Here is a 14203-nt window from a genome sequence, read left to right as displayed (position 1 = left end):
AAATAACTGAATACTTCAGACTAGTTACGACCATAACTCAGCCAAGTTTGTTCCCTTAAATCGACAATATCAGATTTTATCCAGTAAATAAGCAAGGTTAAGTTCTTTTTTATCGAGGCAACATCATGATAGGAAAGAAAGTACAAAAAAAGAAATCCTCTCTATTAACCGATTAAAATTATCTTAACAGTCAATAAAAGAGGATTTAGCGAAGAATTAAAGATCGAAGTCCTGATCGATAATTAGGCGTTTAGTGTAAGCCGTATTTTCTTGATTTTGATCTTCATAGAGAAGCTTTTCAAACATACAAATAGTGGCATCGTTCTCTTCGGGGATCATTAAAGTAATTTGTGGACACCCTTTTGCAATGAGTTTTTTCTCTAGCCGAGAGATTAGTGCATTGGCAATTCCTCTACCGCGAAACTCAGGATGAACGCCCAAATAGTAAAGCGAGCCACGATGACCATCATAGCCTCCCATTACACTACCGACTATTTCGCCAGCAACCTCTGCGATTAAAAAGAGATCGGGGGAGTGGTTAATCTTTCGTTCAATATCAATTTCAGGATCATTTTCTGGTGAGATCAAGTCGCAACGTTCCCAAAGTGTAATGATTGCCTCAAAATCATCTTGACGGAATACACGTATTTCCATTGTTTTGCCTGTTATCTTTCACAAGTTACTAAATTTATTATCCCTTGTTTACTTTATCAATCAACTTCAAAATGAGAGCATAGGTCATATCGCGTTCCATTTTTAATAAATATGATAAAAACTGTAGGTTATTATGAGTTTACCTGATATTCATCGTGTGCAATCATTTTTTTTGTCGTTGCAAGATAGTATTTGCCATGCTATTGAAAATATAGACCAAAAAGCAACCTTTCAGCAAGATAATTGGCAAAGAGAAGCTGGCGGTGGTGGTCGTACTCGAGTGCTCACCCAAGGTGCTATTTTTGAACAAGCGGGTGTTAATTTTTCCCATGTTTATGGAGATGCCTTACCTGCATCAGCCACGGCTCATCGCCCTGAATTAAGCGGTCGTCGTTTTCAAGCAATGGGCGTTTCATTAGTTATTCACCCTCTTAATCCCTATATTCCTACTTCACATGCAAATGTTCGTTTTTTTATTGCTGAAAAAGAGGGAGAAGATCCTGCATGGTGGTTTGGTGGAGGCTTTGACTTAACACCTTATTATGGATTTGAAGAAGATGTTATCCATTGGCATAAAGTGGCTAAATCTGTGTGTGATCCCTTTAGCCAAGATTATTATGCTCGATATAAAAAATGGTGTGATGACTATTTTTATTTAAAACATCGTAACGAACCGCGTGGTGTTGGTGGTCTATTTTTTGATGACTTAAATACTCCTGATTTCGATCACTGTTTTGAATTTGTACAACGTGTCGGGCAGGGTTATCTGGATGCCTACTTGCCGATTGTCGGAAAACGCAAATCTATACCCTGGGGAGAACGTGAACGCCAATTCCAACTTTATCGCCGTGGCCGTTATGTCGAGTTTAATTTGGTTTGGGATAGAGGCACGCTATTTGGTTTACAAAGTGGCGGACGTACTGAATCCATTTTAATGTCAATGCCACCATTAGTTCGCTTTGCATATGATTATCGCCCTGAACCTAATACTCCCGAAGCTAAGCTGTATACTGATTTTTTAATTCACAAAGAGTGGGTATAGCAGTTACTGATGTATTAAAACTAAAGCCATTTATTTATTATAATTGGCTTTAGTTTGGTAAAAATTACTGCTTTATTAATTAGTCATTAAATAAAAAGGCGAGTAATCCAGTCACTTTATTTTTATTTTCCCACCCCTCTCCTCTCATACAAATATCAAAATACTGTTTACGCTCTGATTCATTGGCATCATAACGAGAATAGGAATGATAATTTGAATTAGGAATAGTAACTTCTTTACCATCTATTGTTATCGTTGAAGAAGAAGGATAGCTATAATTTGGCGTTGAACTCAAATAATGCTCGGGGTAGCGTTGTTTTGCTTCTTGCATGCATAGATTTTTAGCGATATCTAAAGGTGTGGGATTTTTCATATTTACTTGCCATTTTTCTGGCGTAGCACAGCCAGAAAGTAAAAAAATAGCAAAACCCATAGTCATTTTTTTCAAAGTAAAAAACTCATTAATACGAATAGTAATCAGTTACAATTTAACTGTTTTTTGAAAAAAATACTTAATTTTTGCTTAAATTGTTTCGGTTTCTTTTATGAAAGTATGAAGAATTCATCAATAATTAATAAAAAACTGAGTCCGGTGAAACGAACTCAGTTTTTATTCTACATTTAACTGGCTATTTAATTTATTTTGATTTCTTTAAATGAGCCATTAAACGCTTACGTTTACGTATTTGCGAAGCTGTTAATTTATTTTTCTTATCCGCATAAGGGTTTTCCCCTTCTTTAAATTGAATACGGATAGGAGTTCCCATCACTTGTAGTGTGCGACGGAAATAATTCATTAAATAGCGTTTATAGCTATCAGGTAGATCAGACACTTGGTTACCATGAATAACCACGACAGGTGGATTATATCCCCCAGCATGGGCATATTTCATTTTTACACGGCGTCCACGAATAAGAGGGGGTTGGTGATCATCCTCTGCCATCTTCATTATACGCGTCAACATTGATGTACCAACACGACGTGTCGCGCAAGTATAGGCTTCTTGAATCGACTCAAACAGATTACCAACACCACTACCATGTAATGCCGAGATAAAATGAACGCGGGCAAAATCAACAAAACCTAATTTGAGATCAAGCATATCTTTAACTTGTTCGCGATCTTCTTGGGTCATACCATCCCATTTATTGACAGCAATAACTAAAGAGCGTCCAGAATTAAGAATATAACCTAATAAAGAGAGATCTTGATCTGAAATACCCTCACGAGCATCAATAACAAGTAGTGCAACATTACAATCTTCAATCGCTTGTAATGTTTTGATCACTGAGAATTTTTCTACCGTTTCTTTTACTTTTCCGCGTTTACGAACGCCAGCGGTATCAATAAGGATATACTCCTTACCATCACGCTCCATCGGTATGTAAATACTATCACGAGTAGTGCCTGGCATATCGTAAACTACAACACGCTCTTCACCTAACATACGGTTAGTCAGAGTTGATTTACCTACATTAGGGCGGCCTACAATAGCTAATTTAACAGGAAGTGTTGTCGGATCGAAATCATCCTCTTCTTCCTCTTCTTCTTGCTCTTTCTGCTCTGCTTCTAAAGCAGCCCAATAAGCGGCATTCTCTTCTTCTTCTGTTAATTCTTTCTCTTCTTCGACGACTTTACCCACAATAGGTAACAACGCTTGCTCAATCAGTTGAGAAACACCACGACCATGTGAGGCAGCAATAGGGAATATTTCCCCTAATCCTAAAGAGTAGAAATCAGCCAAAGCGGTATCAATATCGATACCATCTGTTTTATTCGCCACTAAATAGGTTTTTTTCTCAACACCACGCAAGTGTTTAGCAATACCTTGGTCGGCTGGCATTAATCCTGCTCGCGCATCGACTAAAAATAGCACAATATCGGCTTCTTGAATGGCTTGCAGTGATTGTGATGCCATATGGGTTTCTACACCCTCTTCTGCACCATCAATACCACCAGTATCAATGATAATAAACTCTTCACCGTCTAATTCTGCACGACCATATTTACGGTCACGGGTAAGTCCAGGAAAATCCGCAACTAATGCGTCTCTTGTGCGTGTTAGTCGGTTAAATAATGTGGATTTTCCCACATTAGGGCGCCCTACTAAGGCAATAACGGGTATCATTTTTTGATGCCTCATAAAAATACAATCATAAATCTGATGGTATTTTACATGTAAATACTAAAAAGACGAAACGGCTCCTTTAAAGGAGCCGTAAAATAATTATATTTGTCAGTGCTTAATTACCGACGATATAGATAAAGTTTACCGTCACGTGCTTGGATCATCAGTTTATCTTGAACAGCCTGTGGACGGCTTAATAAACCTGAGCTATTTACTTTATTTTGAGCAATAAATTTGCCTGTACTGGTATCAATCCAATGGAGATAGCCTTCTGCATCTCCCACCACTAAATAACCATCAACGATAGCCGGTGCGGTTAAATTACGGTGCAGTAGGTCTTCTTGTGTCCATAATGTCACACCATCAGATTTGCGCACAGCTAAAACTCGGTCATTTTGGTCAACAAGGTATAGATTGTCACCCAAAAGTACCATGTCATTAACTGAACCTAAATCACGTTTCCAGATGATCTGCCCTGAACGCATATCTAGACTGACTAAATTACCGTTGTAAGCCATGGCATAAACAGTATTTTCATCAATAATTGGCGTAATATCGACATCATTTAAGCGACTGATCTCAGTAGAGCCTTTCACTTGTGAAATATTTTGCTGCCAAACTAATTGCCCTTGAGATAACACCACCGCACTAACACGGCCATTATCAGCGCCCACAATCGCTGCACCATAAGCAACAGCAGGTGCTGATTCACCACGTACGGATAATGATGGTGTATCTAAGTTGACAGTCCATGATACTTCACCTGTCAGCAAATCAAGCCCTTGCAACATACCGTTACTGGTATGAATAAGCACTAAACCATCACTAACAACAGGTTTGGAAATCGCTTCTCCGGCAACATCTGTCTCCCAATCAATAGAGCCATCATCTGTATTTAAAGCATACACTTTTGCTTTTTCTGTGCCGACAAAAACACGAGTACCAGAGACGGTTAAACCACCGGAAAGTAATGCTGATTCATTAGAGGAGAAGAAACCTTTTTTAGTTGAGAGATCTTGAGACCAAATCTCTTTACCCGTTTCTAATTCTAATGCTTTAACTACCCCATGGCGATCAGCGACATACACAACTGAACCATCCCATGCTGGTGACAAGTGGGAATAGTATTTTCCAATACCATTGCCAACCGATTTGTCCCACACCACATAAGGGGTAAATTGGCTCTGCACCTCAGGCAATGGAGACATTGTCACATTATCCTGCTCACTAGAACACCCAGCTAATAATGCTGATGCTAGTAGACCGATCAGGAGAGTTTTACGCAGTTGCATGTCTGAAGATCCCTTTAATTGGATAAATTATTGAGTTTAAGTTCAACCAATGAACGAATAGCGCCTGCATTTTCATCATTCAATGCATTACGATAAGCGGCGGCTGCACCTGCGTTATCGCCTTTTTTCGCTAATACATCACCACGGATATAATTTTTCATTCCATCCCATGCTTTACTTTTCACTTGCTCTAATGAAATTAACGCAGCATCAGTTTTATCTAATGCCAGTTGCACACGTGCTAAGCGAAGGTTAAGCATATCTGCAAATGCTTCATTCTTTACCATAGATATTGCTTTAGTAAGGTGTGTTTCACCTTTGGCTAAATCGTTGGCATCAATCGCTAATTGAGCTAACTCTAAAGAGGCTAAAGCACCATAAATATCGTTAGTTTCAGAAACAAATTTTTCGGCTAATGCGATATTTTCAGGCGTTGGTTTCGTTAATGCTTCATTTATTGTTGCAAATTCACCCGCACTTTCTTGTAGACGGTTGGCTTGATGTGATTGCCAATATTTCCAACCCCAAATTCCACCCACGCCAATGACAATAGCGAGAATGATCGTTAAACCATAATTTTTTAAAAACTGTTTAATTGCATCAACTTGTTCGTTTTCGGTGCTATAAACTTCCACAAGTCTCTCCTTAACCTAATAACAGCGTCAATTGTTGGGCCAGTTCGCTACGCGATACAATGGTCTGTTCACCTGAACGTAAATCTTTCACGGCTACTGTGCCAGCGTTAATTTCATCTTCACCTAAAATTAACGCGATTTTAGCACCATGTTTATCAGCACGTCCTAATTGCTTTTTAAAATTGCCTTTACCGTGATTGGTCATTAAGCGCAATGTAGGTAATTGATCACGGATTTCTTCTGCCAGCATTAATGCTGCACTTTGGCTATTATCACCAAAAGACGCAAGGTAAACATCAGCGACATGAGTATCAGCAACAAACTCAGGATTAACCGCTTGAACTAATAAGATCATGCGCTCCATCCCCATGGCAAAACCGACCGCAGGCGTTGGGTGTCCACCTAATTGTTTCACTAATCCATCATAGCGACCACCCGCACATACCGTTCCTTGTGAACCTAATGCACTGGTTACCCATTCAAAAACAGTACGGTTATAATAATCTAAGCCTCGGACTAAACGCTGATTAACACGATAAGTAATACCTACAGCATCAAGTAATGCACATAAACCATCAAAGTGTTCTCTTGATTCGTCATCAAGATAATCGAAAAGTTCAGGCGCATCATTCAATAAAGTCTGAATTTCAGGATTTTTAGAGTCTAAAACACGTAATGGGTTAGAATACATACGACGTTTGCAATCTTCATCTAATTGATCAACGTGTTGCTCTAAAAATGCGACTAATGCTTCACGGTATTTTGCCCGCGCTTCGAGTGAACCAATAGAGTTCAGTTCTAAAGTCACGTGCTCTGCAATACCTAAAGCCTTCCACCAGCGTGCCGTTAACATAATCAGTTCAGCATCAATATCAGGCCCTTGTAGGCCAAATACTTCTGCACCTAATTGGTGAAATTGGCGATAACGACCTTTTTGAGGGCGTTCATAACGGAACATTGGCCCTAAATACCATAAGCGTTGCTCTTGGTTATAAAGTAAACCATGTTCAATTCCTGCGCGGACACAACCTGCGGTATTTTCAGGACGTAAGGTTAAGCTTTGTGCGTCTTCACCTCGATCGGTAAAAGTATACATTTCTTTTTCAACAACATCGGTCACTTCACCAATTGCTCGCTGAAATAGAGGGGTATGCTCTACGATAGGTGTTCTAATTTCACTAAAACCATAACCGGCTAAAATTTGTTTTAGCGTATTTTCGATTTTCTGCCATACCCGCGTATCAGCAGGTAGGTAGTCATTCATACCACGAATGGCTTGGATTTTTTGTGCCACTTTTTTTCTCTAATAGTTATTAATTGATCAATAAACTGATTATAGAAGCGAAAACAATCAGTATTCAATGTGAAATCAATAGTAATACAGGCTCATTAGTTAATGAGCCTGTTAATTGCGTGTTATTTATCCAATTGATTTATATTAATTCGGAGGTTGCCGTCAAGCATTGCCGCTTTTGTACGGATTTTCGCCTCTAATAAATCAATCATATTACTATTATCAAGACGCTCTTTCTGTCTTACACCGTCTTCATAAAAACCACTGCGTGTTTTAGCTCCGGTTACACCTAGTGTAGAAACCTCCGCTTCACCAGGACCATTAACCACACAGCCAATAATAGAAACATCCATTGGTGTAATGATATCTTCAAGACGTTGTTCTAATTCATTAACTGTACCAATAACATCAAACTCTTGACGAGAGCATGTTGGACAAGCAATAAAATTGATACCACGAGAGCGAATACGTAATGATTTTAAGATATCAAAGCCAACTTTTACTTCTTCAACCGGATCTGCGGCTAAAGAGATACGTAAAGTATCACCGATACCTTCTGATAGAAGTATCCCAAGGCCAATAGCTGATTTCACTGATCCAGCTCTTGCACCACCAGCTTCTGTGATCCCTAAATGTAAAGGCTGATCAATTTTTTTCGCTAATAAACGATAAGAATCAACAGCAAGGAAAACGTCAGAAGCTTTTACACTGATTTTAAACTGATCAAAGTTCAATTTATCTAAGATATCAACGTGGCGCATAGCCGATTCAACTAGCGCTTCAGGGGTTGGCTCACCATACTTTTCTTGAATATCTTTCTCTAGTGACCCCCCATTCACACCAATACGAATGGGAATATTACGATCCCGGGCACAATCGACAACTTGACGAATACGCTCTTCATTACCAATATTACCAGGATTAATACGTAAACAATCGACACCATATTCAGCAACTTTAAGTGCAATACGATAATCAAAATGAATATCAGCGACCAAAGGCACTTTCACTTGTTGCTTAATCAGTTTGAATGCTTCAGCCGCATCCATAGTTGGTACAGAAACACGTACAATATCCACCCCAACACGTTCCAGAGACTTAATCTGGTTTACAGTCGCTTCAACGTCTGTTGTTCGTGTGTTCGTCATCGACTGTACCGCGATAGGAGCCCCATCGCCAATAGGTACATTACCAACATAAATTCGCGTCGATTTACGACGAATAATAGGTGATTCTTTATGCATTGATTAATTCTCCCATGCTTCCATGCTTGCTCAAATGTATAGTCAGATTAAGCGCTCGGTACTGTTATTTTTGCTATTTTTCCAGTAAAACGGCTTAAGTCAACAGCTTCACCATTAAACTGTAAACGAGTAACAGAAGGTGCGCCTATTTTTAGTTTATAAGGTTGCTCACCATTAAATTCCAAACGGTCACCGGCTTTCTTAATACCATTAAATAAAACTTTATTTTGAGCATTACGAATTTCTAACCAGCATTCACCATCAAACATCAAGACCAGTTGATTTTCCACAATTGGTGCGGGTGTTGAATTGCCTTCAGCAGAATCAGCACGAGAAGTCGTTGATGTGGTTAATGGTGACACCGGTAATGGAACTGTTTTAACTTCTGCCTCAGGTGTGGCATCTGTTACTGATGGCTCGGCAACCTTATTAGCCTGATTATCTACTAATGGAGAAGCAGGCACTTGTACATTTTCACCCTCAGATGATGGGCTATTATTATCTAAGGTTGATAAAGGAGATTCTATCGTATTGGTGTTTTCTTGCGGACTATTTTGTCCTATGTCTTGCGAAGCCATAGAGACTAATTCTTGTTGATCGGCTTGATGCCCCTGCCACCACCATAAACCGACTAAAGCTATCATTGCTATTACAATAACCCAAGTCAATTTCATCAACCAGCCTTCACGCTTTTTATGGCGCTTACCCAATGAGTAATTTTGTGTTGTTGTGACTTTGACTTGTTTTATTGGGGCTTGTTGATCAATTAGACCTAGAATTGCGCTTTCAGGAACACCGACAAGTTTTGCATAAGAGCGCATATAACCACGTAAAAATGTCGGTGCAATACCAGAAGAGATAGTATCAGCTTCAATTTCACATACTGTTGTTAACTTCAAACAAAGTCGATCAGCAACAGTCTGCTGAGTTAGCCCCGCTTTTTCACGTGCCTGACGTAAAAGTTGACCCGCTGTTAATTTCACTTCTTCGGTTTTGTTTTCAGTATTCATTAGCAATCTAGGCACTGTGGCTATTGGATGTTTAACATTGATGAACACGAGAAAATACAGTTTTTAACGTCCTCATCGCGAATTTGGTGATTTTTGGTATTCAGCATGCTGACAAACCAAATAATCTGACGGTATATCCTCAATTAACACATTATTGTTGTTTAATAAATTTTGTTCACAAAGGAAATTACCATAAAACCTTAATACATTAACATTTACTGGCTTCGACTTCATCGCTAATTTGTAATAATCTAGCGCCTGAATAGGATTTCCCAATAACTGGGATGTTAATGCCATTCCTAAATTTGCTTCAGGATGCTCAGGCATCACTGACAGCACTTTTTGAAAATGATATTGGGCTATCTGATATTGTTGCTCAGCCAGATAAGCTTCCCCTAATTGAAGACGAAGAGGCACTGCAACATGTTTTTTATTTGCTGTTGATTGGCAGCCTATTGTCAATAACACCAAGCAGATAGCAACAACCTTTGATGACATCCTTATCATCGTTATCTTCCTTAAATTAATCCATTCTTGCAACTCTCTACTTTGTTTTAAAACCACAGCACAAAGCGAGAGTTATCCACCTCTATCAGACTGCTTTTACTGAAATTGGTTCACCTTGCAAACGTTTTTTCAGAGTACGCTTAGTTCGGTCAATCACATCACCAGCAAGTTGACCACAGGCAGCGTCAATATCATCACCACGAGTTTTACGTACAATAGTGGTGAAACCATACTCCATTAACACTTTAGAGAAACGATCAATGCGACTATTAGAACTACGTCCATAAGGTGCGCCTGGGAACGGGTTCCATGGAATTAAGTTGATTTTACAAGGTGTATCTTTTAAGCGCTCTGCTAATTGATGTGCTTGTTCAGTGCTGTCATTAATATGATCAAGCATGACATACTCAACAGTAACTCGACCTTGGTTTGCATTAGATTTAGCAATATAACGACGCACGCCATCAAGAAACATTTCAATATTATATTTCTTGTTAATAGGAACAATTTCATCACGAATATCATCTGTTGGTGCATGTAATGAAATCGCTAAAGCAACATCAACCGCATCAGCTAATTTATCTAATGCAGGGACGACACCGGATGTAGACACAGTGACTCGACGTTTAGATAACCCAAAGCCAAAGTCATCCATCATAATTTCAAGAGCCGGAATAACATTGTTAAGGTTAAGTAATGGTTCACCCATTCCCATCATAACAACATTAGTGATTGGACGACGGCCAGTCTCTTTTAAAGCACCAATAATTTTAGCAGCACGCCACACTTGGCCGATAATTTCAGAAACTTTAAGGTTACGGTTAAAACCTTGTTGTGCCGTTGAACAGAATTTACACTCTAACGCGCAACCCACTTGTGACGAAACACATAACGTCGCACGATCATCTTCAGGAATATAGACTGTTTCAACTTGTTGAGAGCCTACTTTAATCGCCCACTTAATAGTGCCATCCGCAGAGCGTTGTTCTTCAGACACTTCAGGTGCCTTGATTTCGGCAATCTCTTTTAACTTCGCACGCAGCACTTTGTTGATATCTGTCATCTGATCAAAATCATCATAGCAATAATGGTATATCCATTTCATGATTTGATCAGCGCGGAAAGGCTTTTCGCCCATAGAGACAAAAAGCTCACGCATCTGTTTACGATTTAAATCTAACAGATTGATTTTTGTTTTTTGATTCACAGTATTTTCTTTAGAAACAGCGACAGAAGCGCTTGGCGCTGGAGTGGTAGATTGGGTCATGACATTGCCTCGTTGTTACACTATGCGGCCTACGTTAATAAAATCTATTAACGGGATACTTATTAATTAATAAAAAGACGCCCCATTAAAGATTAACAGGGCGTCGCATTGTACATTTTTTCGTATACAGATGCTAATAAATTAGCGTGGGCAAATTTCGTTTTCAGTAAAGAAATAAGCAATTTCACGCGCAGCTGAAGCTTCTGAATCTGAACCATGCACTGCATTTTCTGTAAAGCTATCCGCGTAATCAGCACGTAAAGTACCCGCTAAAGCGTTATCAGGATTAGTTGCACCCATTAAGTCACGATGACGTTGGATAGCATTTTCGCCTTCTAATACTTGTACCATGATAGGGCCAGAAGTCATAAACTCAACTAAACCATCAAAGAAAGGACGGCCTTTATGCTCTTCATAAAAACCTTCTGCTTGTTCACGAGTTAAATGCAACATTTTGGCTGCTACGATGCTGAAACCCGCACTTTCAAAGCGGTTATAGATTGCACCAATAACATTTTTTTTCACTGCGTTTGGTTTGATAATAGAAAAAGTGCGCTGAATAGCCATGTATTACCTCAAAATATTGTATTAATAACAACTTATGTTGCCTGTTTTTATCGCAGATCATGGAAAAACAGCTCAAAACCGTATCCCCTGCAAAAATAAGGGATTGATTATAGGGGGATAACAATAAATTGCACAGATGAAATCCCGCTTTTTTTAAAAAACTGTGGCAAAAAAGTTATAATTTATCGATTTAATCACATTTTTTGCCTTCATTTGATTAAACTCTGCACTTATTTAACGAAAACTGAAATTCACCATATCCGTTTGCCCGCTAAGGTCAAGCACCGAAAGTTGGTATTTGCCACGTTTTTCTAATAAATAAGAGAACGTTGCCCCATTTTCAGTTTTACCGATTTGTTCACCATTTAAAAACCACCACTGCATACCACTTCCCCCTTGTGTAGAAACCGTTATTTCAAGCTGAGTTTCACCAGGCAATGGACGCAATAAATCCCCTTTTCTTATCCCAGAGATATACAATGGGATCATATCTTCTTTAATCGGTGGACATGTTAATGAAATTGGTGGTAATCGTTTTGCTCTACGCTCTTTTTCAGGCAACCAAGCATCTAATGCTATCGGCCATAAAGCAATATCCTTTAATTGAGCACCAGGACAATTAGGCCCTGTACGTTTTCCTTCTTTATCTATCCATACTTTTTCATTGATGCCTAAAATGCCCTCTTGGCTTTCATTCAATAGTGTTGGGGGAATAGTATTATCAAGGATCCAGCTTCGTCGACTAACTCGGCAGTTACTATCTTCTTTAGGCAAAGCTTTTCCCGTTGGCCAACAAATAGCTGCGGCTGAGACACTATTTGGCCTAGGATCAACAGGAGGCCGCTGTTTATTTTGATAAAAATAACTCGTCAATAAATTATTAACTTGATTCATTATCGGTACAGCGGTTGCAAATCCAAACTGCCCCGCAACAGGTGTGCCATCAGGTCTCCCCACCCAAACACCAATGGTATAACGCGCATTAACGCCTATCGACCATGCATCACGATAACCATAACTTGTTCCTGTTTTCCAAGCCAAGGGAACAACCGCTGAAATAGCACTATCAGGACGAGGCCGTGCCTCTCCCGCTAAAATTCGCCGAATGATCCACGCAGCACCGGGTGACATTAACATACGTTCATTGATGGTTTGCTCTGGCGTAAAACGTAACGGCGCGGTCTTTCCATGCCTTGCAAACGCACTAAAAGTCGCCACTAATTGATCCATTCGTGTTGCTGTTCCTCCTAAAATAAGCGCTAAATTAGGTTCAGAGCCATAAGGAAAACGCATTTCAAGGTGATTATGTCGCAACTTAGCTGCAAATTTTTTTGCGCCATAAGCTTCTATTAATTGAACGGCTGGTAAATTTAATGAACGACTAAGGGCTTCACTGGCACTCACGGCACCGTTAAATCCAGTATCAAAATTACCAGGACGGTAATCTTCAAAACGGCGCGGAACATCTTGTAATAGTGATTCTGCATGGATCAATCCTTCATCCAAAGCAAGACCATAAATAAAAGGCTTTAAAGTTGATCCCGGCGAACGCCATGCACTTATCATATCAACATGCCCAAAGCGTTGATTATCATTAAAGTCTGCCGATCCAACATAGCCTTTAACACTCATATCCGTGTGATCGACCACAAGTATTGCCAGAGAAGTTTTATCGGCTAGCTGATATTTCCACTGTTTGGCTAGCTCTTCTAGTTGTCGTTGAAGATTAATATCAATCGTGGTTGTGATCACCGGCGCTTTTTGCTCGTTATACATACGCCGAGCCAATAATGGCGCGAGTTGTGGCGTTTGTCTTGGTGCAAGTAGCACTTGCTCTTGCTTTATTTCAGCCACTTTCTCTTTGGGCCAAATTTGATATTCCGCTAATCTATCTAATACTTTATCCCGTGCAGCTTGAGCACGCTCTGGATACCGGTCTGGCCTTAAACGACTGGGTGCTTGAGGTAATACCGCCATTAATGTTGCTTCACCTGCTGATAAATCAGCGGGAGATTTACCTAAATAGGCCCAACTTGCAGCGCCAATCCCTTCTAAAGTGCCACCAAAAGGTGCACGGTTAAGATAAATTTCTAAAATCTCATCTTTTGAGTAATACCATTCGAGCTGTAATGTCCGCCATAATTGTTTTAATTTTCCCCCTAAAGTCCGTGAGTGGGGGTCAATCAAACGTGCAACTTGCATTGAAAGCGTACTGCCTCCAGAAACAATTTTTCCCGAGCTTAAGTCTTGCCATGCGGCACGTAAAATAGCTATAGGGTTAACACCGGGGTGCTGATAAAACCAGCGATCTTCATAAGCTATCAACGCCTGCAAATATTCAGGGGAAACATCAGAAAGGGTAACGTGATAACGCCATATTCCTTCTTTATCAGCAAAACGCCAAAGTGGTGTTCCATCTTCAGCCGTTACTATGGTGGCGATTTGAGGCTCGGGATCTGGCAGTGGCCAGATCTTATCTGCTATCCATAGCAATAATGGTGTTACTAATAGAAAAATAACGCTCGCGGCGATTAACCGCTTATATCCTAGTTTCATTCAATC

General features: G+C 39.7%; 13 protein-coding genes. 1 reads left to right on the top strand and 12 read right to left on the bottom strand.

Features of this window, described 5'->3' with window-relative positions; genetic code table 11:
* Positions 1 to 216 precede the first annotated feature (216 nt).
* Positions 217 to 654 (bottom strand): GNAT family acetyltransferase, encoded by a 438-nt coding sequence (locus ACYUCW_RS04945; RefSeq protein ID WP_004243811.1) that lies wholly within the window; start codon positions 652 to 654, stop codon positions 217 to 219.
* Positions 655 to 787: 133 nt separating this feature from the next.
* Between ACYUCW_RS04945 and hemF the strand changes: the two genes are divergently transcribed.
* Positions 788 to 1696, top strand: a complete 909-nt coding sequence (gene hemF, locus ACYUCW_RS04940; RefSeq protein ID WP_163748139.1) for an oxygen-dependent coproporphyrinogen oxidase — start codon at positions 788 to 790, stop codon at positions 1694 to 1696.
* 79 nt (positions 1697 to 1775) lie between these two features.
* On the opposite strand, the gene ACYUCW_RS04935 is transcribed toward hemF, so the two are convergent.
* The 11 genes from ACYUCW_RS04935 to pbpC form a co-directional block, all read right to left on the bottom strand.
* Positions 1776 to 2135 (bottom strand): hypothetical protein, encoded by a 360-nt coding sequence (locus ACYUCW_RS04935; RefSeq protein WP_004248430.1) that lies wholly within the window; start codon positions 2133 to 2135, stop codon positions 1776 to 1778.
* A gap of 199 nt (positions 2136 to 2334) precedes the next feature.
* On the bottom strand, positions 2335 to 3825 hold the full coding sequence (der, locus tag ACYUCW_RS04930; RefSeq protein ID WP_004248431.1) for a ribosome biogenesis GTPase Der: 1491 nt from the start codon (positions 3823 to 3825) through the stop codon (positions 2335 to 2337).
* A 119-nt stretch (positions 3826 to 3944) separates the two neighbouring features.
* Positions 3945 to 5117, bottom strand: coding sequence for an outer membrane protein assembly factor BamB (gene bamB / locus ACYUCW_RS04925; protein WP_004243816.1), 1173 nt, complete (start codon positions 5115 to 5117; stop codon positions 3945 to 3947).
* Positions 5118 to 5131: 14 nt separating this feature from the next.
* Positions 5132 to 5752: a YfgM family protein gene (locus tag ACYUCW_RS04920; protein ID WP_004243818.1), complete on the bottom strand. Its 621-nt coding sequence runs from the start codon at positions 5750 to 5752 to the stop codon at positions 5132 to 5134.
* A gap of 10 nt (positions 5753 to 5762) precedes the next feature.
* Positions 5763 to 7046, bottom strand: a complete 1284-nt coding sequence (hisS, locus tag ACYUCW_RS04915) for a histidine--tRNA ligase (protein ID WP_004243819.1) — start codon at positions 7044 to 7046, stop codon at positions 5763 to 5765.
* A gap of 122 nt (positions 7047 to 7168) precedes the next feature.
* Entirely contained in the window at positions 7169 to 8290 is a 1122-nt protein-coding gene (gene ispG, locus ACYUCW_RS04910; protein WP_049197548.1) for a flavodoxin-dependent (E)-4-hydroxy-3-methylbut-2-enyl-diphosphate synthase, read from the bottom strand.
* A gap of 47 nt (positions 8291 to 8337) precedes the next feature.
* Positions 8338 to 9300, bottom strand: coding sequence for a cytoskeleton protein RodZ (gene rodZ / locus ACYUCW_RS04905; protein ID WP_004243822.1), 963 nt, complete (start codon positions 9298 to 9300; stop codon positions 8338 to 8340).
* A gap of 72 nt (positions 9301 to 9372) precedes the next feature.
* The gene (locus ACYUCW_RS04900) at positions 9373 to 9807 is read right to left on the bottom strand and encodes a hypothetical protein (protein WP_004243824.1); all 435 of its coding nucleotides are present in this window, start codon (positions 9805 to 9807) and stop codon (positions 9373 to 9375) included.
* Between the two features lie 85 nt (positions 9808 to 9892).
* On the bottom strand, positions 9893 to 11074 hold the full coding sequence (gene rlmN, locus ACYUCW_RS04895) for a dual-specificity RNA methyltransferase RlmN (protein ID WP_163748141.1): 1182 nt from the start codon (positions 11072 to 11074) through the stop codon (positions 9893 to 9895).
* A gap of 141 nt (positions 11075 to 11215) precedes the next feature.
* Positions 11216 to 11641 carry a nucleoside-diphosphate kinase gene (gene ndk / locus ACYUCW_RS04890; RefSeq protein WP_004243827.1) on the bottom strand — a complete coding sequence of 142 codons (426 nt, stop codon included), beginning with the start codon at positions 11639 to 11641 and terminating at the stop codon, positions 11216 to 11218.
* A gap of 234 nt (positions 11642 to 11875) precedes the next feature.
* Positions 11876 to 14197, bottom strand: coding sequence for a peptidoglycan glycosyltransferase PbpC (gene pbpC, locus ACYUCW_RS04885; RefSeq protein ID WP_017827096.1), 2322 nt, complete (start codon positions 14195 to 14197; stop codon positions 11876 to 11878).
* Between the last annotated feature and the right edge of the window lie 6 nt (positions 14198 to 14203).

Source organism: Proteus sp. MB838, assembly GCF_054767435.1.
The sequence above is the reverse complement of the archived record's forward strand: the minus strand, read 5'-3'. Positions and strand labels throughout refer to the sequence as shown.